Below are 18,163 nucleotides of genomic sequence, written 5' to 3'. Positions count from 1 at the left end.
TCCCTGAAAGATGATCAGGTTGATAGGTCTGAGGTGGAAGCGTGGTGACACGTGGAGCTGACAGATACTAATAGATCGAGGACTTAACCACATTTGATTACTCTGTCATTCTTCTTCTGCATTATCTAGTTTTGAGGGAACAAAACCTCAATCAAATAGTCTGGTGGCGATAGCGAGAAGGTCACACCCGTTCCCATACCGAACACGGAAGTTAAGCTTCTCAGCGCCGATGGTAGTTGGGGGCTCTCCCCCTGTGAGAGTAGGACGCTGCCGGGCGAAACGAAGAACAGTCTGCGGGACTGTTCTTTTTTGTGTTTTTTTATTGAATAGGCGAAGTTTTTAATAGGAAAAATGCTCTTGGACGGAAATTAGTGGCCGGCGTGGGCGAATGAGCAGGGTTTTTGTTGAGAATATGGGGGAGAGCAGCTGCTTTGGTTGCGAATTTAATCAATTGGCTCGATAATCTACCAACTCCGTGATTTATTTAATCAATTGGCCAATTAATTTACCGAAATCCCCATTTAATTTACCATTTGCCTCAAAACAGCCAAAGCCTGCTGCTATAGATTCCTGATATTGTTTGAAAAAGCAAGCTGGATGGAAAAGGGACATTTCCCTGCTTGAAATATTGGGAAGAACGGCTGCTTAAGCTGAGAATTAAATTAAATCAACCGGGAATCTACCAACTAAGCGATTAATATAACCAATTGGCCAATTAATTTACCGAAATCCCCATTTAATTTACCATTTGCCTCAAAACAGCCATAGCCTGCTGCTATAAATTCCTGATATTGTTTGAAAAAGCAAGCTGGATGGAAAAGGGACATTTCCCTGCTTGAAATATTGGGAAGAACGGCTGCTTAAACTGAGAATTAAATTAAATCAACCGGGAATCTACCTACTAAGCGATTTATTTAATCAATTGGCCAATTAATTTACCGAAATCCCCATTTAATTTACCATATGCCCTTAAATAACCGAAAAGCTCCTCAGCTTAAAATACGAGCAAATACATCCAGTGCCAATCAACCAGCGTCCAGCAGCCTGGAAGCTCGCCAGGTCCACCAGCCCACCCACCAGACAGCACCCAGTGCTAAGCTCTGTCTTCAAAACCTCATACCAAAAACACTGTTAGCTGCCTAACCCCCATCTACTTCAACCACGTATATTCCGGCTGCTTCACAACCTAGACTTTTAAAGGCAAAAGCCTCATAACGCCGCTCTATCCCAGCCTCAATACCGACTTATGCCTTAACTGCTGACTCAACAGATTTCCATCCTGCACCCAAAACTACTTCTGCCCAATCAAATACTGATACACCAAATAGGGGCCCTTTAGCAGAGTGATCTCCAGAAAAGAATGGATAAAGGGATAATCCTTATTCGGCATCATTTTCATCAGTTCGCTCCACCATTCGGTTTCGTAACGCGCAATCATGCTGAGATTGTACAGCAGCAGATAATGAAGGAGCAGCTCCGGGAAATTGACAAGGTTTCCTTTCGTGAGGGGAAAGGAAAGGCTGCCCTCATGGATATTGAACTTAAGCGGCCTTATATCGTGCGGCGGGACCGAACCGCATGAGAAAGTAATATTGCCGCTTTCTCCCTGTGCGGGAGACTCGATATTATAGCTGCCCTTTGAGTTGAAATAGTCAATAAATCTTTCTTCAGTCATATGAAATTGATCAAGAATAGAAGCTGGCATTGTAAGTTGGCCGTTTGCCAATTCTATGCCGGCAAAAGCGGGGGTTCCCTCTGTCTGCCGGAAAAGCTCATTTAATTCAGGAATATATTTGAAAAGCTCCCCCATTTCAATTTTGTCGCCTTCCATATGTTTCATGTGAAACAGCTTATCGGCCATAAAAGGAAACAGCCCGGTTTTCTGAAATTTTACTTCATCCTCAAAAAAGCTGTATTGCTGCTTCTTCCTTTTCCTTGTTGAAACTCCATGGGCAAGGACGGAGGTTGTTTCCGGATAGTTTGGATCTGCCGTCAGAATGGATGCTTTGATCAGATGGACCAGTCCATAGAACAGCATGATAGGCTGGATCAGCAGCGGGGATTTGGCTGCCTGTTCATAATATATTTTTCCGTGTTCCAAATAATAAATAAAAGGATAGCAGTTCTCGTAGCTTTTCGCTTCGGGCTGGTCGATGCCATGCCTTGTATAGCATTTTTTTAAATAAGCCTGTGTGTTTTCTGCCGAAAAGAAGACAGAATAGGAACTCCAGCCGTTGTATGAATTGATCATCCTTTATACCTCTTTTAATTTTTTGAAAAATCGAACATATCAATCTGTTCTTGACAGTATTTTGTCCAATTGATAACCTACTAATAATATTTTCGAGTAAATGGGGGCTAAAAAGATGTGGGAAAGCAAGTTTGTTAAAGAAGGATTAACATTTGATGATGTGTTATTGGTTCCGGCAAGATCAGAAGTGCTTCCGAAAGATGTACAGCTTCATGTAGACCTGACAGATAAGGTCCGCCTGAATATCCCGATCATCTCAGCCGGCATGGACACAGTAACAGAGGCAGAAATGGCAATTGCCATGGCAAGGGCAGGCGGCCTCGGAATCATCCACAAGAATATGTCCATCGAGCAGCAGGCTGACCAGGTTGACAAAGTCAAGCGCTCCGAAAGCGGCGTTATTACAGATCCATTCTTCCTCACGCCCGACCAGCAGGTTTTCGATGCTGAGCATCTAATGGGCAAGTACCGCATCTCAGGTGTCCCGATCGTTAACAACAACGATGAACAGAAATTGGTGGGCATCATTACAAACCGTGATCTTCGTTTCATCCAAGACTACTCGATAAAAATTTCAGACGTCATGACAAAAGAAAATCTCGTAACGGCACCGGTGGGAACAACGCTGGAAGAAGCCGAGAGCATTTTGCAGAAATATAAAATTGAAAAGCTTCCGCTCGTTGATCAGGAGGGTGTACTTAAAGGGCTGATCACGATCAAGGATATTGAAAAGGTAATTGAATTCCCGAATTCAGCCAAGGATCGCCAGGGAAGGCTCCTTGCAGGCGCAGCTGTCGGTGTGACAAAGGATACGATGAAAAGGGTTGAAATGCTTGTGAAGGCAAGTGTGGACGTCCTTGTAGTCGATACAGCGCACGGACATTCAAAAGGGGTATTGGACACAGTCAGGCAGATCAGGGAGTCTTATCCGGAGGTAGCCATCATCGCTGGAAATGTTGCTACGGCTGAAGCTACTAAGGACTTGATCGAAGCAGGAGCAGATGTTGTAAAAGTCGGTATCGGACCTGGTTCCATCTGTACGACAAGGGTTGTCGCCGGCGTCGGCGTACCGCAGATCACAGCAGTTTATGACTGTGCCACAGAGGCCAGGAAGCATGGCAAAGCCATCATCGCCGATGGAGGCATCAAGTACTCTGGCGATATCGTTAAGTCCCTTGCTGCCGGCGGACATGCCGTCATGCTCGGAAGCCTGCTCGCAGGCGTCTCCGAAAGCCCGGGCGAAACGGAAATCTTCCAGGGACGCCGCTTCAAGGTCTACCGCGGAATGGGATCTGTCGGAGCAATGGAAAAGGGCTCGAAGGACCGCTATTTCCAGGAAGATAACAAAAAGTTCGTTCCAGAAGGAATTGAAGGAAGGCTTCCTTACAAAGGGCCGTTATCTGATACGATTTACCAGCTGGTCGGAGGGATCCGTTCGGGAATGGGCTATTGCGGAAGCAAGGATCTGACCGACTTAAGAGAAAAGGCGCAGTTCATCAGGATGACAGGCGCCGGGCTCCGTGAAAGCCATCCGCATGATGTGCAGATTACGAAAGAAGCTCCGAACTATTCTTTATCATAATAATCAGGCCAGAGCATCGGATGCTGATGCACTGGCACTAAAGGTCCCAGGTTATTTTCCTGGGCCTTATTTTTTTGCTTATTCAGGGTACCATGCACCCATCAACATCAGCTGCCCATTTTTAATCTGCACATCAAATGGCCTAAATATTTCTATGTCCAATTAATGGGTATTTACTCTGTCTATGTTTTCAGAAACAGATATGTTAAAATAACGAAGGTGTATATAAAGGTTGGAGGGCATTACAGTGAAAAAACATTTTTATCGGAAGTATGTTGCTAGTTTCCTTGTTTGTATGATGGTGATAGGCCTTTTTCCCGGCCTGAATAAGGCGAGTGCAGATGATGCTTTGAATATCAACGCGGATGCTGCGATTGTGGTAGAGGCTGAAACAGGCAAAGTCCTTTATTCCAAGAATGCGGATAAAGTGCTTGGCATTGCGAGTATGACAAAGATCATGACAGAATACCTGCTGCTTGAGGCCATCAAAGAAGGGAAAGTCAAATGGGATCAGGAGTATGCAGTCAGTGAATATGTTTGGAAGGTTTCACAGGATAGAGCACTGTCCAATGTCCCTTTAAGAAGAGATGGAAAATATAATATCAGAGAATTATATGAAGCAATGTCCATATACTCTGCCAATGGTGCGACGATTGCGATTGCTGAGACCATTGCCGGTTCTGAAAGCAATTTCGTTAAAATGATGAATGAAAAGGCCGAGGAGCTTGGCCTGAAGGAATACAAATTTTTCAATTCGAGCGGCCTGAACAACCGTGACTTGAAGGGCTCCCATCCAACGGGCGGAGCAGAGGATGAAAATGTTATGTCAGCACGTGCTACTGCCAAGCTTGCACAGCATCTGCTGCACGATTATCCGGAAATTCTGGAGACGACCAGCATTCCGACTAAGATGTTCAGAGAAGGCACTGACGACAAAATCGAGATGGATAATTGGAACTGGATGCTTCCTTCCCTTGTATTCGGATATGAGGGAATGGACGGGCTCAAGACAGGAACCACTGATTTTGCCGGCTACTGCTTCACCGGAACAGCAACCCGTGACGGCAACCGCTATATCACGGTCGTGATGAATGCCAAGGGTGAAGGGGATTCCGGTTCCTATAAATCCAGGTTCGATGAAACAAGAAAAATGCTTGATTATGCTTTCAGCAATTTTTCCAAAGAAGAAATCATTGCAAAGAACTATCAGGTAAAAGGCCAGAAGACATTGCCTGTCACTAAAGGCAAGGAAGACAGCGTGAAAATACAGGCTAAGGATGCTATCGAGCTTGTTGTGAAAAATGGCGAGAAGGAAAGCTATAAGCCTGAGCTTGTCCTTGATGAAGATAAGCTTGATGAAGACGGCAATCTGACGGCGCCTGTCAAAAAAGGCGAAAAGGTCGGCTATCTGACACTCAAGTCAGAGAAAGAAAACGGCCTTGATTTCCTTTCAGACAAGGGCGGTATCCAGGTTGATGTGGTCGCGGCTGAAAGTGTAGAAAAGGCAAACTGGTTCGTGCTGACAATGCGCGGGATCGGCGGCTTCTTCGGGGATCTTTGGGGCAGCATTTCTTCGGCTGTAAAAGGCTGGTTCTAATTTTTAAAATGGACTGGCTTAACCGGGAAGAAAATAAAAATCCGGAAGAGTCTGATAAAAAAGGGTTCCTTGTCTTGACAGGGACCCTTTTTTATTGTTTATTTTCATTAGGGGAACTGGACGAATTCCTATCGAATTAATATATTTTCCTATAAATTAATGGGTATTTTGCCTGTTAAAAGCAGATGGTATTACAGAAGGGGGATTTTATAGTGAAGACAGGTACAGATCGAGTAAAGCGCGGAATGGCAGAAATGCAAAAGGGCGGCGTAATCATGGACGTTGTCAACGCTGAGCAGGCTAAGATTGCTGAAGAGGCCGGCGCAGTCGCAGTCATGGCACTGGAGCGGGTTCCATCCGATATCCGTGCTGCCGGCGGTGTGGCCAGGATGGCAGACCCCCGCATTGTTGAGGAAGTCATGAATGCTGTAACGATTCCTGTTATGGCTAAAGGCAGAATTGGCCATATCGTGGAAGCCCGTGTATTAGAAGCAATGGGCGTTGATTATATAGATGAGAGTGAAGTGCTCACTCCTGCTGATGAAGAGTATCACTTAAATAAAAGGGACTTTACGGTTCCATTTGTATGCGGATGCCGCGACCTTGGCGAGGCTGCCCGCAGGATCGGTGAAGGAGCGGCGATGCTTCGCACTAAAGGCGAGCCGGGAACAGGCAATATCGTTGAAGCGGTACGCCATATCCGCAAGGTAAATGCACAGGTGCGCAAGGTTGTCGGCATGAATCTGGATGAGCTGATGACTGAAGCTAAGCTTCTCGGAGCCCCTTACGAGCTTCTTCTCGAAATTAAGGAGCTTGGCCGCCTTCCGGTCGTTAACTTCGCTGCAGGCGGCGTTGCGACACCTGCGGATGCTGCTTTAATGATGGAGCTGGGCGCAGACGGCGTATTCGTTGGTTCAGGCATCTTCAAGTCCGACAATCCAGCCAAGTTTGCGAGAGCGATCGTAGAGGCAACTACACATTATCAGGATTACAAGCTGATTGCTGAATTGTCAAAAGAACTGGGAACACCGATGAAAGGCATCGAAATCTCATCACTGGCTCCTGAAGCTCGTATGCAGGAGCGCGGTTGGTAAGGAGAATGAATATGGTTAAAGTAGGCGTATTGGGCCTTCAGGGGGCTGTCAGGGAGCATGTCCGTTCCATTGAAGCCTGCGGAGCGGAGGCAGTCGTCATCAAGCGGAGAGAGCAGCTTGCGGAAGTGGATGGGCTGATCATCCCGGGCGGCGAAAGCACAACGATGCGCCGCCTGATCGATAAATATGAATTCATGGAAGAGCTAAGGTCATTCTCTCAATCAGGGAAACCGATGTTCGGAACATGCGCAGGCCTCATCCTGCTGGCAAAGACCGTTGCCGGCTATGCAGAACCGCATATCGGGGTCATGGATGTCGAGGTGGAGCGCAATTCTTTCGGAAGGCAGCGGGAGAGCTTTGAAGCGCCCCTTGATATTGCAGGAGTGGCAGAGGACTTTGAAGCTGTCTTCATCCGCGCGCCGCATATCCTGCAGGCCGGGGAGAATGTAGAAGTGCTCGCGAAGCATGATGGCCGCATCGTGGCAGCGCGGGAAGGCCAATTCCTAGGCTGTTCATTCCATCCTGAGCTGACGGAGGATCACCGTCTCACAGCCTATTTTGTGGAGATGGTGAAAGAAGCACAGGCGAATTTAGTTTGAATAATTGGTTGCAAATAGCGCATAATTGTAGTAAATTATTATAAAATTACATTCGAAACGCATTGAGAGGAAATAGTAGCGGAAATCCCACTCCAATAGAGAGCCGGTGGCTGGTGGAAACCGGTGGTGGGACCCTGTGAATCCGTCCTTGAGCAAAAGCATGGAAAGCCTGAAGGGGCGAGTAAATGCTTTCGGTTAAAAACCGTTATGGATTTAAGGTGGAAGGCATTTATGCCTTCAACTAGGGTGGCAACGCGGGTAACTCCCGTCCCTTTTTGGGACGGGGGTTTTTTGTTTTTTTTGCGGGTGCCGCTCATATGCCTATCGAATGTATGAAGAAGAGGAGGAAGCAGCATGCTTGATATTAAATATTTACGAAGCAATTTTGAAGAAGTGAAGAACCGCCTGCAGCACCGCGGGGAGGACCTCGGCGACCTCGGGAAGTTCGAGGACCTTGATGTAAGGCGCCGCGAGCTGATCATGGAAACAGAGCAGCTGAAGAGCAGAAGGAATGAGGTTTCCCAGCAGGTAGCTGTACTTAAGCGTGAAAAGAAAGATGCCGACAGCCTGATTGCTGAGATGAGGGAAGTGGGCGATAAGATCAAAGCATTTGATGAAGAGCTCCGCACAGTGGAAGAATCACTGGACAGCCTTTTGATGAGCATTCCGAATATCCCGCATGAAAGCGTTCCGGTCGGTGAGACGGAAGACGATAATGTAGAGGCGAGAAAATGGGGCGATGTCCGCGATTTCAGCTTCGAGCCGAAGCCTCACTGGGATGTTGCCACTGACCTGGACATCCTTGACTTCGAGAGGGCCGGCAAGGTTACGGGAAGCCGCTTTGTATTCTACAAAGGCCTTGGCGCCCGCTTAGAGCGTGCTTTATTCAACTTCATGCTCGATCTTCACACAGAAGAGCACGGCTATATGGAAGTCCTTCCTCCATACATGGTCAACCGTGCCAGCATGACAGGCACCGGCCAGCTGCCTAAGTTTGAAGAAGATGCCTTCCTGATCGAAAGCGAAGACTACTTCCTGATCCCTACAGCAGAAGTGCCTGTTACAAACATGCACAGAGATGAAATCCTGACGAATGAACAGCTTCCGGTCAATTATGCTGCGTTCAGTGCCTGCTTCCGTTCTGAAGCGGGGTCTGCGGGCCGCGATACAAGGGGTCTGATCCGCCAGCATCAATTCAATAAGGTGGAGCTTGTGAAGTTTGTCCGTCCTGAAGATTCTTATGACGAGCTTGAAAAACTGACAGGACATGCTGAAAAGGTACTGCAGCTGCTTGGCCTGCCGTACCGTGTGCTCAGCATGTGCACAGGCGATCTCGGATTCACAGCTGCCAAGAAATACGATATCGAAGTCTGGATCCCAAGCTACGGGACCTACCGTGAGATTTCTTCTTGCAGTAACTTTGAAGCCTTCCAGGCACGCCGTGCGAACATCCGTTTCCGCCGCGAGCCTAAGGGCAAGCCTGAGCATCTTCATACACTGAATGGCTCTGGCCTCGCAATTGGCCGTACGGTCGCCGCTATCCTGGAAAACTACCAGCAGGAAGACGGAAGTGTCATCATTCCGGAAGTATTAAGACCGTATATGGGCAATAAAGAAGTAATCGGCAAAGCATAAGCATTCCAACTGGACGGGTGAAAAACCCGTCCAAAATTTTTTTGAAATAATGTTGACTTTATATTGGAGAGCTGATAGAATAAATCTTGTCGATACGGAGGTATACCCAAGTCTGGCTGAAGGGATCGGTCTTGAAAACCGACAGGCGGGTAACACCGCGCGGGGGTTCGAATCCCTCTACCTCCTCCATTATAAAATCAACCATAGCGCATAACTATTGGAGATACATAAAAAGCCGCTGCATCTTGCAGCGGCTTTTTTATGTTTTCTTGTGGATGCAAGCTGACTTCTCTGGAATCCTTCCAAATAAAAAAATAAGCCCGGCATAAACGCCGGGCTTATTTTGCAGCTGCACTGCTGCGTGTATAATCATGCTGTTTTACTTTTTCAGCAGCTGCACTGCTGCGTGTATAATCATGCTGTTTTACTTTTTCAGCAGCTGCGACTGCTTCAGAAAGACGGAGATTTTTTCGATGACAGGCTCAATGGAGGCGCCATCAGCCATCAGGTCATAATCATTGATGTTCAGGCGCAGGACCGGACATGCATTGAATGTGTTGATCCAGTTTTCATAGCGTTCGTGCATTTCTTCCCAGTAGGATACAGGTGTCTGCTGCTCCATCGGGCGCCCTCTTTCCTGGATCCTGGATAAGATGTCTTCAATGGATCCTTCCAGGTAAATCAGCAGGTCGGGATGAGGGAAATATGGTGTCATGACCATTGCATCAAACAGGCTTGTATATGTTTCATAGTCCACCTGGGACATGGTTCCTTTTTCATGATGCATCTTGGCAAAAATGCCGGTATCTTCGTAAATGGAACGGTCCTGGATAAAGCCGCCGCCATATTCAAAGATGCGTTTCTGCTCCTTGAAGCGTTCGGCAAGGAAATAAATCTGCAGATGGAAGCTCCATCTGTCGAAATCTGCGTAAAATTTGTCCAGGTAAGGATTGGTGTCCACTTTTTCAAATGAGGTCCGAAAGCCCAGAGCACCCGCAAGCGCATTGGTCATTGTCGATTTCCCTACCCCGACCGTACCAGCAATGGTAATCACGGAATTTCCGGGAATTTCGTACTTATTCCTAAGATTCATGGTGATAAGCTCCTTTAATTAAAGATAGGGAAAGGCTGTCCAAAATTTGAGATAAATCTTCTTTGTTTTTCACAAAATCGAGATCATCGCCGCTGAAGCGCAGAACCGGAATATCGGGATGCTGTTCAGTGAACAGGTTCATGGCGTTTTCATAATCAATTGACAGCTGCTCCAGATAGAGCGGGCTGATGTTCTTCTCAATCTCCCGGCCCCGCAGCCTGATCCGCTGCAGGAGCGTTTCGAGGCTTGCGTGAAGGTAGATGATGACATTGGGCCTTGGCATATCATTTGTCAGGATATCGTAGATCTTCACATATTTCTGGAATTCTGCCGGGCTAAGTGTCCTTTCGGCAAAAACGAGATTTTTGAGAATATGGTAATCGGCAACAACGGCCTTGTTATTGGCTAAATAATCAGTATTGATGTCTCCGAGCTGCTTATAGCGGTTGCACAGGAAAAACATTTCCGTCTGGAAGCTCCATTCCTCAATGTTGTCATAAAACTTCCCAAGAAAAGGATTTTCATCTACAATCTCTTTCAGCAGTGCAAATTGAAAATGCTCGGAAATGGCCTTTGCCAGCGAGGTTTTCCCTACGCCGATCGGGCCTTCAACGGTAATAAAAGGTGTCCCCCCCACAGTGTGGCCTCCTTATTGTTCTTATTTATCTATGTCCAGTTATCTTTTAAATCGACTTTTAACGACACAAAAAATATTTTAACACACTATACAGTGGAAAGGATATGGAATTTCTTCAGGCAAAAAATATAAAAAAAGCCATGGATCAGACTGACCCATAGCTTCCTGTGCACTTGCGAAAACGCCTTTGTTACTCCCGTTTTGTCACATTAAAATTGTCTGTGATCAACAGCCAGTTCTGGGGAAAAGACAGGCCGAGCTTCCAGTAGCTCATCCCCCTCAGATTCAATTCCTTCATAAGATCGAATTTTGCCTGGATCGACCTCGCATCCTCAAACCACACCTCATGCCGCTTCCCGTCGGAGCCTGTATAGTTGAACAGCGGGGCCTGTGATTTCGTATTATAGCGGATGGGCACATTATTCTCCGCTGCCAGCTCGATGGCCTGCTGCGGACTCAGCGCTTTGGCGGTAGTACCCTGGACAAATGGAAGGGTCCAGTCATAGCCGTACAGATTCTGGCCCATCATGATCTTGGAGGACGGCATTTCGCTTACTGCATATTCCAGGACCTCCCGGACAGGGCCGATCGGGGAAACGGCCTGGGCAGGGCCTCCGCTGTAGCCCCACTCATAAGTCATGATAACGACAAAATCCACGATTTCCCCGTGTGCCTTATAATCATGGGCTTCATACCAGCGGCCCTTCTGACCAGCACTCGTCTTCGGCGCGAGGGCGGTAGAAATGAGCCAGCCTTCCCGGCTGAACCTGGCCTTTGCTTTTCGTAAAAAGCGGTTGTATGCCTCCCGGTCCTCAGGACGCAAGTATTCGAAGTCAAAATGGATATCCCTGAAGCCGTACTTCTTGGCTGCAGCAGTAATATTATCCAGAAACTTATCCTGCACAGGTATATCATTCAGGAGGATCCGGCCAAGCTCATCATTGAACTGGTCATTCTCCTGATTGGTGATGACCATCATCAGCACATTATTATTCGCTTTGGCGATAGCCGGGAAATTATTGAGGAGCGGCTCTTTAAGACCTCCATCCCTCAGGGCCTGGAAACTGAAGGGTGCCAGATAGGTGAGGTAGGGTGCAGCCTCGCGCGCCCCTTCCTCAAGTGAAGGGGCAACAGAAGTCCCCCTCGGTTCTACATAGGCATTGAATTCAGCCGTTGTTTTCGGCCGCGGCGGCAGGTAGAGGCGCAAGCCCGGCTGGAGAGGCTGTGTTGCAGAAATCCGGTTGATGGCTGCTATTTCCTGAACCGGAATCCCTGTCCGCCGGGAAATGGCAGACAAAGTATCGCCTGGCTGAACCCAGTAAAAGCGCCCTGTGATCGGGATCACCAGCGCCTGGCCGACAACAAGCCTGTCGGGATTGGGGAGTTCGTTGGCCTGTGAAATATCGGCTGCCGTCGTGCCATAGGCCTGAGCGATCCCAGTCAGGGACTGTCCTGCCCGCACTATATGGATTTGCATATTCATTTCCCCCTTAATGGCAAATTACGCTACCATCATTTTATGAAGGAAAATAGGCTAAAATGCTATTTTTCTCAGAGAAGGGTTCTGTGCCGGCATTGAGGACATTCTTCATCATTTTCAGAGCATTTTCGTTGTCATGGTCATCGTTGGAAGCAAGGCAATTCTCAGGGACGTATAAGCTGTATTCTCTCATATAGGCGTCATTCGCCGTAAAAAGGACGCAAATATTCCCGGCTACACCGGTGATGATCAGATTTTTGACATTTAACTGAAGAAGCAGGGTGTTCAGGGCAGTGCCGTAAAAAGCGGAGTGCTTCGGTTTGATCAAAAAGTAGTCCTCATCAGAGGGGTAGAGGAAGTCAATGATGTCCCTGCTGTTTTCATTCCGGCAGTAATCGGCTATCTTTTCAAAGTCGGCTTGCCAAAGGCTGTAATGATCATTAACATAGATGACAGGAATAGCTTCAGCAGCGCATTTTTCCTTTAATGTTTTTATGGGACCGGAGATTTTCTCAGCTTTTGCGGCTAGAATTTCACCCTCCGGAAAATCAAAATTATTGATCATGTCTATAATTAAGAGTGCTGTAGATGATTCTTTCATGTCAGTTATCTCCTTTGGGTCTATTGTGAGCACTAAAGGCTATATACACCCTTGGTATATTTTTAAACATAAGGGATGGTAGGAAAAAAATGAATATTACTTACAATGATGATTATTATATGAAGGAAGCAATAGAAGAAGCGAAAAAGGCAGGCGAGCTTGGAGAGGTTCCGATCGGGGCCGTTGTGGTTCTGGGCGGGAAGATAATCAGCCGCGCCCATAATCTCCGTGAGTCGAACCAGAATGCGGTGGCGCATGCTGAACTTCTTGCCATTGAAGAAGCCTGCGGGAGTCTTGGGACATGGAGGCTTGAAGATGCTGTGCTTTATGTCACATTAGAGCCGTGCGCCATGTGTTCGGGTGCCATCATCCTTTCCCGCATCAAGAGGGTTGTATATGGAGCGGCCGATCCAAAGGGCGGCTGTGCGGGAACATTCATGAATCTTCTCCAGGATGAAAGGTTCAACCATCAGAGCGAGGTATCAGCAGGGGTGCTGGAAGAAGAATGCGGCAGCCTGCTGACCGATTTCTTCCGGGCCCTCCGCGAAAGGAAAAAGGAAGAGAAAAGGCGGCGCAAACAGCTGCTGGATCTGCAAGAAGGAATTGACAGGCCATAGGCATTGCAATTTTGTCCGAAACTTAGTATACTGATTATGCGTCACAAACGACGCAGCCAAATATGGTATCAATTTTGCCGTGCTAAGCGGGGAGGTAGCGGTGCCCTGTACTCGCAATCCGCTCTAGCGAGGCTGAACTCCTTCCTGAGGCTGGTGTCCTGTAGGGCCTGCCTTAAGTAAGTGGTGTTGACGCCCGGGTCCTGCGCAATGGGAATCCATGAACCATGTCAGGTCCGGAAGGAAGCAGCATTAAGTGGTCCCTCCCATGTGCCGCAGGGTTGCCTGGGCCGAGCTAACTGCTTAAGTAACGCTTATGGGAGCCAGTCGACGGAAGGTGCACGGCAGTTATAATTATAAAAGCAAAGCTCATCCCGGTCAGGGGTGGGTTTTTTTATTGTTTAGGAATTTATAAGTTGTAAGTCTTGTGGATTATTATTAATTCCTGATCAATGTCCAGCAGCTGCTTGTCGGGGGTGATCAAGGCGCTTATGCTTTTGTTCTGCATGATCCGGCTGGAAAATTGCTCCTCCGGATATTTGCAATCCTTTTTGGAAAATAGGAACTGATACGGTATAATAGAGATAGAAAAGCAGTTAGGAAGGGGGCGCGAAGATGAGTTACCAGGCATTATATCGTGTCTGGCGTCCGCAGCAGTTCATAGATGTTGTAGGGCAGGAACACGTAACCAAAACATTGCAGAACGCCCTGCTTCAGCAGAAAACCTCTCATGCATACTTATTTTCCGGACCCAGGGGGACGGGAAAGACGAGTGCGGCCAAAATCCTGGCCAAAACCGTCAACTGTGAAAGGGCTCCGATCAGTGAGCCTTGCAATGAGTGTGATTCCTGCATTGGCATTACGAATGGCTCCATACCGGACGTGATTGAAATCGATGCGGCCTCCAACAATGGTGTGGAAGAGATTCGGGATATTAGGGATAAAGTCAAATATGCACCCAGTGCAGTCAAATATAAAGTATACATCGTCGATGAGGTCCATATGCTCTCAATCGGAGCCTTCAATGCACTATTAAAAACACTTGAAGAGCCGCCGAAGCATGTCATGTTCATTCTTGCTACAACAGAGCCCCACAAGATACCTCTCACCATCATTTCAAGATGCCAGCGCTTTGACTTCAAGCGCATTACGGCACAGTCGATCGTCGGCCGGATGAAAATGATAGTGGATGAGACAGGTGTGCAGTATGAAGAGAATGCGCTCCATATAGTGGCCCGTGCAGCCGAGGGTGGAATGAGGGATGCCTTAAGCCTTCTTGACCAGGCAATATCCTTCAGCCAGGACAGGGTGACGGCGGAGGATGCCCTCACTGTCACAGGAGCCGTTTCCCAGGGATTCCTGAACAAACTGTCCAGAAACGTCATGGAAAAAGATGCTGCAGGTGCGCTGGAAGCACTGGAGACTCTCCTGTTTCAGGGGAAGGATCCTTCCAGGTTCATCGAGGACTTCATCTTATATTACAGGGACATGCTTTTATACAAGGCAGCTCCTTCACTGGATGAGTCGCTCGAACGCGTCATGCTTGATGAAGAATTCAAGGAATTGGCTGAAGAGACAGATCCTCAGCAGCTGTACAGCCTGATTGAAATTCTGAATAAAGCCCAGCAGGAAATGCGCTGGACCAATCATCCAAGGATTTTCCTTGAGGTAGCCATCATGAAGCTCTGCCAGCTTGAGGGTACAGAGAAAAAGGCGGCTGCCGATATTGAACCTCTCATGAGAAAAATCGAACAGCTTCAAGAGGAGCTGGCTGAGCTGAAGAAAAATGGGGTCGCTGTTTCGGGTACGGCTGAGCCTGCCCAGAAGAAGCAGGCACAGAGAACCTTAAGAAAAGGATTCCAGGCGCCTGAAGGAAAAATTACTGAAATCCTGAAAAATGCAACCAAAAATGACCTGAATGCCGTAAAAGGCAAATGGGGCGATATGCTGGGAAGGCTCGTGCATAACCAGATGCGGTCCCAGGCCGCTCTGCTGAATGAAGCAGAGCCGGTCGCAGCTTCAGCGGATGCGTTCATCGTTAAATTTAAATATGAAATACACTGTCAAATGGCCATGGATAATGCTAAATTTATAGAAACGATATCCGGGGCCATCCAGGAACTGACCGGACAAAGGAAACAGGTTGTCGGGGTGCCTGAAGAGCAGTGGCAGCGGATACGGGGCAGTTTCCTGAACAGCGGGCACCGCGATGAGCCTTCTGAAGGCAGCGGGCTTGGCGCCCCGGAAGACGACCTGGTCGTATCCGAAGCACAAAAGCTGTTCGGGGATTTAGTCGAGGTCAAAGAATAAAACTATTTGGAGGTAAAGAATATGCGTGGAATGGGCAATATGCAAAACATGATGAAGCAAATGCAGAAAATGCAGAAGAAAATGGCCGAGGCTCAGGAAGAGCTTGGGGAAAAAAGAATTGAAGGCACTGCAGGCGGCGGAATGGTGACAGTCATCGTTTCCGGACACAAGCAAGTCCTTGAAGTCAATATTAAAGAAGAAGTAGTAGATCCGGAAGATATCGATATGCTTCAGGATCTCGTACTTGCAGCAACAAATGACGCCCTTAAAAAGGCTGATGATCTGACAAATGATACAATGGGGCAGTTTACAAAAGGAATGAACCTGCCTGGAATGTTCTAAAAGCCGAAGCGGAGTTAATCTCCGCTTTAATCATGCCTGAAAAAGCAAAAAAGGCCCGAATACAATGGGGGCAGGCAAAAGGGCGGCAGGAAACAGGCGGTGTCTTATGCTGTCGCCGATGAGCAAGCGCCCTCCGCATTTCGATTTGTCCAGCTGCAGCGGCTAGGGACTCGAGTCATAAGTCAGCCTGGCTAAAAGGTTAAAGAGCAAACCTTTCATCCATTCTGCCTTATGCTTGTCGTCCCTGAGCAAGCCGCTTCCGCATTTCTGATTGTCCAGCTGCGGGCGCTAGCCCCTCGAGTCTTAAGCCACACAGGAATTGAAGGCAAAGAACGCCTTCTATTCCTGCGTGTCTTAAGCTTGTCGGGGCTGAGCAAGCGCCCTCCGCATTTCTATATAGGAGGAGTAGTATGCATTATCCTGAACCGATATCTAAGTTGATAGACAGCTTTATGAAGCTGCCGGGGATCGGCCCGAAAACAGCCGCTCGCCTGGCTTTTTTTGTCCTTAGCATGAAGGAAGACACTGTTCTTGATTTTGCTAAGGCGCTGGTGAATGCCAAACGAAATTTATCTTACTGCTCGGTGTGCGGCCATATTACCGATCAGGATCCCTGTTATATCTGCGAGGATCAGCGCAGGGACAGGAGTGTAATTTGTGTTCTGCAGGATCCGAAGGATGTTATCGCCATGGAAAAAATGAAGGAATTCAACGGCCTGTACCACGTGCTCCACGGCGCTATTTCTCCGATGGACGGAATAGGACCGGAAGATATCAATATACCTGACCTTTTAAAAAGGCTGCAGGATGAGACGGTGGAAGAAGTTATACTGGCGACCAACCCAAATATTGAAGGGGAAGCGACAGCCATGTACATTTCGCGCCTTCTTAAGCCATCCGGTATCAAAATTACAAGAATCGCCCATGGTCTGCCGGTGGGCGGAGATCTGGAATATGCAGATGAAGTCACGCTTTCCAAGGCACTCGAGGGAAGAAGAGAGGTTTAAGCAGGAGGTGTATACATGTTTTTCCGTAAAAAAGGAAAGCTTCGCAATGAATTTGATGATCAGCTTCTAATGCAGCTTAATAGTTTGAAGGATGAATGGTATAACCAAAAAAGGCTGCTTGAAAAAAGCTTTGATCCTTCTGCGGAAGTATTGGCGCAAACCAAGCTGGCGGAGGCTAAATACTTTTATTTGTTTAAGGAAGCAAAGGCCAGGAAGATATCTGTTAGATGAACCAAGGGGCAATCAGGTCTTTTTTCATCTCTCTTCTCATAAATTTGTAGTAGTACAGGCTAATGGGAGAGGATGATGAGAATGGAACCGATACTGGTAATAACCATTTTGGGCGGGCTGATATTGTTATTACTATTTATGGGGGCTCCGTTTAAGCCGCTTAAATTTTTGGGACAGGGAATCATCAAAATTCTGATAGGAGCACTGTTCCTGTTTTTTCTTAATGCTTTCGGAGGCCAGTTTGGCTTATATGTCCCTATTAATCTGGCAACAACAGCTGTTTCGGGCTTTCTGGGTCTGCCTGGAGTGTTTGCCCTGGCTGCTATTCAAACCTGGATTTTATAAATGCCTTGCGCTGGAACAGCTATTCTGATGGCTGTTCTTTGCTTTTGCCTGGATAGGTGATCAAAAAAACCTGAAAGGCTGACCAGAATAAAAATAAGAAAATCTATATATTCACTGTTGACGATAGTGGAATATGGTGATAATATATTAAAGGTCGTCACAATGACGAGCTTACGAGAAAAATAACCTCCAAAAAGTTGTTGACTTAGTTTGCTTGCAGTGATACACTAATTAAGTTGCTTCGAAAAGAAGTGACTGAGATTGTTCTTTGAAAACTGAACGAACAAAAACGTCAACGTTAATCTTATTTTTATCAGAGCTAAATCTTACTCTTATATGGAGAGTTTGATCCTGGCTCAGGACGAACGCTGGCGGCGTGCCTAATACATGCAAGTCGAGCGGACGGATGGGAGCTTGCTCCCTGAAGTCAGCGGCGGACGGGTGAGTAACACGTGGGCAACCTGCCTGTAAGACTGGGATAACTTCGGGAAACCGGAGCTAATACCGGATAATGCATAACCTCTCATGAGGTTATGCTGAAAGATGGTTTCGGCTATCACTTACAGATGGGCCCGCGGCGCATTAGCTAGTTGGTGAGGTAACGGCTCACCAAGGCAACGATGCGTAGCCGACCTGAGAGGGTGATCGGCCACACTGGGACTGAGACACGGCCCAGACTCCTACGGGAGGCAGCAGTAGGGAATCTTCCGCAATGGACGAAAGTCTGACGGAGCAACGCCGCGTG

16 protein-coding genes, 1 tRNA gene, 3 rRNA genes, 1 other RNA gene and 1 other annotated feature are annotated in these 18,163 nt (G+C 47.5%); of the genes, 16 read left to right on the top strand and 5 right to left on the bottom strand.

Annotated features, from left to right (window positions below; genetic code table 11):
* A 23S ribosomal RNA gene (locus tag FZD51_RS25485) occupies positions 1-91 on the top strand; the annotation flags it as partial.
* 68 nt (positions 92-159) lie between these two features.
* Positions 160-276: ribosomal RNA gene (gene rrf, locus FZD51_RS25480) — 5S ribosomal RNA — on the top strand.
* Between the two features lie 1,015 nt (positions 277-1,291).
* Here rrf and FZD51_RS25475 read toward each other — a convergent pair.
* Positions 1,292-2,251, bottom strand: a complete 960-nt coding sequence (locus tag FZD51_RS25475; RefSeq protein ID WP_148977223.1) for a YaaC family protein — start codon at positions 2,249-2,251, stop codon at positions 1,292-1,294.
* A gap of 115 nt (positions 2,252-2,366) precedes the next feature.
* On the opposite strand from FZD51_RS25475, the gene guaB reads away from it, so the two are divergent.
* From guaB to FZD51_RS25445, 6 genes are all read left to right on the top strand, one after another.
* Positions 2,367-3,833 carry an IMP dehydrogenase gene (guaB, locus tag FZD51_RS25470; protein WP_148977222.1) on the top strand — a complete coding sequence of 489 codons (1,467 nt, stop codon included), beginning with the start codon at positions 2,367-2,369 and terminating at the stop codon, positions 3,831-3,833.
* A 247-nt stretch (positions 3,834-4,080) separates the two neighbouring features.
* On the top strand, positions 4,081-5,430 hold the full coding sequence (locus tag FZD51_RS25465; protein ID WP_148977221.1) for a serine hydrolase: 1,350 nt from the start codon (positions 4,081-4,083) through the stop codon (positions 5,428-5,430).
* Between the two features lie 209 nt (positions 5,431-5,639).
* The gene (gene pdxS, locus FZD51_RS25460) at positions 5,640-6,524 is read left to right on the top strand and encodes a pyridoxal 5'-phosphate synthase lyase subunit PdxS (protein ID WP_170939624.1); all 885 of its coding nucleotides are present in this window, start codon (positions 5,640-5,642) and stop codon (positions 6,522-6,524) included.
* A gap of 11 nt (positions 6,525-6,535) precedes the next feature.
* Entirely contained in the window at positions 6,536-7,123 is a 588-nt protein-coding gene (gene pdxT / locus FZD51_RS25455) for a pyridoxal 5'-phosphate synthase glutaminase subunit PdxT (RefSeq protein WP_148977220.1), read from the top strand.
* Positions 7,124-7,176: 53 nt separating this feature from the next.
* Positions 7,177-7,399: a binding site (T-box leader), on the top strand.
* 78 nt (positions 7,400-7,477) lie between these two features.
* Positions 7,478-8,758: a serine--tRNA ligase gene (gene serS, locus FZD51_RS25450; protein WP_148977219.1), complete on the top strand. Its 1,281-nt coding sequence runs from the start codon at positions 7,478-7,480 to the stop codon at positions 8,756-8,758.
* A gap of 96 nt (positions 8,759-8,854) precedes the next feature.
* Positions 8,855-8,947: transfer RNA gene (locus FZD51_RS25445), tRNA-Ser, on the top strand.
* Positions 8,948-9,182: 235 nt separating this feature from the next.
* On the opposite strand, the gene FZD51_RS25440 is transcribed toward FZD51_RS25445, so the two are convergent.
* The 4 genes from FZD51_RS25440 to FZD51_RS25425 all read right to left on the bottom strand — a co-directional run bounded on the left by FZD51_RS25440 (position 9,183) and on the right by FZD51_RS25425 (position 12,569).
* A complete protein-coding gene (locus FZD51_RS25440; protein WP_009796279.1) occupies positions 9,183-9,851 on the bottom strand; it encodes a deoxynucleoside kinase in 669 nt (222 codons plus the stop codon).
* Positions 9,841-10,488, bottom strand: a complete 648-nt coding sequence (locus FZD51_RS25435) for a deoxynucleoside kinase (protein WP_148977218.1) — start codon at positions 10,486-10,488, stop codon at positions 9,841-9,843. The genes FZD51_RS25440 and FZD51_RS25435 overlap by 11 nt, the downstream gene beginning before the upstream one ends.
* 190 nt (positions 10,489-10,678) lie before the next feature.
* On the bottom strand, positions 10,679-11,965 hold the full coding sequence (locus tag FZD51_RS25430) for a LysM peptidoglycan-binding domain-containing protein (RefSeq protein WP_148977217.1): 1,287 nt from the start codon (positions 11,963-11,965) through the stop codon (positions 10,679-10,681).
* Between the two features lie 40 nt (positions 11,966-12,005).
* Positions 12,006-12,569, bottom strand: a complete 564-nt coding sequence (locus FZD51_RS25425; RefSeq protein WP_148977216.1) for a cysteine hydrolase family protein — start codon at positions 12,567-12,569, stop codon at positions 12,006-12,008.
* 89 nt (positions 12,570-12,658) lie between these two features.
* Here FZD51_RS25425 and tadA point away from each other — a divergent pair, with 89 nt between their 5' ends.
* From tadA to FZD51_RS25385, 8 genes are all read left to right on the top strand, one after another.
* Positions 12,659-13,186, top strand: a complete 528-nt coding sequence (tadA, locus tag FZD51_RS25420; RefSeq protein ID WP_148977215.1) for a tRNA adenosine(34) deaminase TadA — start codon at positions 12,659-12,661, stop codon at positions 13,184-13,186.
* Between the two features lie 77 nt (positions 13,187-13,263).
* Positions 13,264-13,528, top strand: an RNA gene (gene ffs, locus FZD51_RS25415) — signal recognition particle sRNA large type.
* A gap of 270 nt (positions 13,529-13,798) precedes the next feature.
* Positions 13,799-15,493 carry a DNA polymerase III subunit gamma/tau gene (gene dnaX / locus FZD51_RS25410; protein ID WP_148977214.1) on the top strand — a complete coding sequence of 565 codons (1,695 nt, stop codon included), beginning with the start codon at positions 13,799-13,801 and terminating at the stop codon, positions 15,491-15,493.
* Between the two features lie 21 nt (positions 15,494-15,514).
* Positions 15,515-15,835, top strand: coding sequence for a YbaB/EbfC family nucleoid-associated protein (locus FZD51_RS25405; protein ID WP_022543198.1), 321 nt, complete (start codon positions 15,515-15,517; stop codon positions 15,833-15,835).
* A 410-nt stretch (positions 15,836-16,245) separates the two neighbouring features.
* On the top strand, positions 16,246-16,842 hold the full coding sequence (gene recR / locus FZD51_RS25400; RefSeq protein ID WP_009796287.1) for a recombination mediator RecR: 597 nt from the start codon (positions 16,246-16,248) through the stop codon (positions 16,840-16,842).
* A 15-nt stretch (positions 16,843-16,857) separates the two neighbouring features.
* Positions 16,858-17,073 (top strand): YaaL family protein, encoded by a 216-nt coding sequence (locus FZD51_RS25395; RefSeq protein WP_148977213.1) that lies wholly within the window; start codon positions 16,858-16,860, stop codon positions 17,071-17,073.
* Between the two features lie 81 nt (positions 17,074-17,154).
* On the top strand, positions 17,155-17,418 hold the full coding sequence (locus tag FZD51_RS25390; protein WP_148977212.1) for a pro-sigmaK processing inhibitor BofA family protein: 264 nt from the start codon (positions 17,155-17,157) through the stop codon (positions 17,416-17,418).
* Between the two features lie 333 nt (positions 17,419-17,751).
* Positions 17,752-18,163: ribosomal RNA gene (locus FZD51_RS25385) — 16S ribosomal RNA — on the top strand; the annotation flags it as partial.

Origin of the sequence: Bacillus infantis (genome assembly GCF_008180445.1) — a bacterium.
Classification (GTDB): Bacteria; Bacillota; Bacilli; order Bacillales; family Cytobacillaceae; genus Bacillus_AB; species Bacillus_AB infantis_B.
This window is presented reverse-complemented; position numbering and strand designations above follow the sequence as displayed.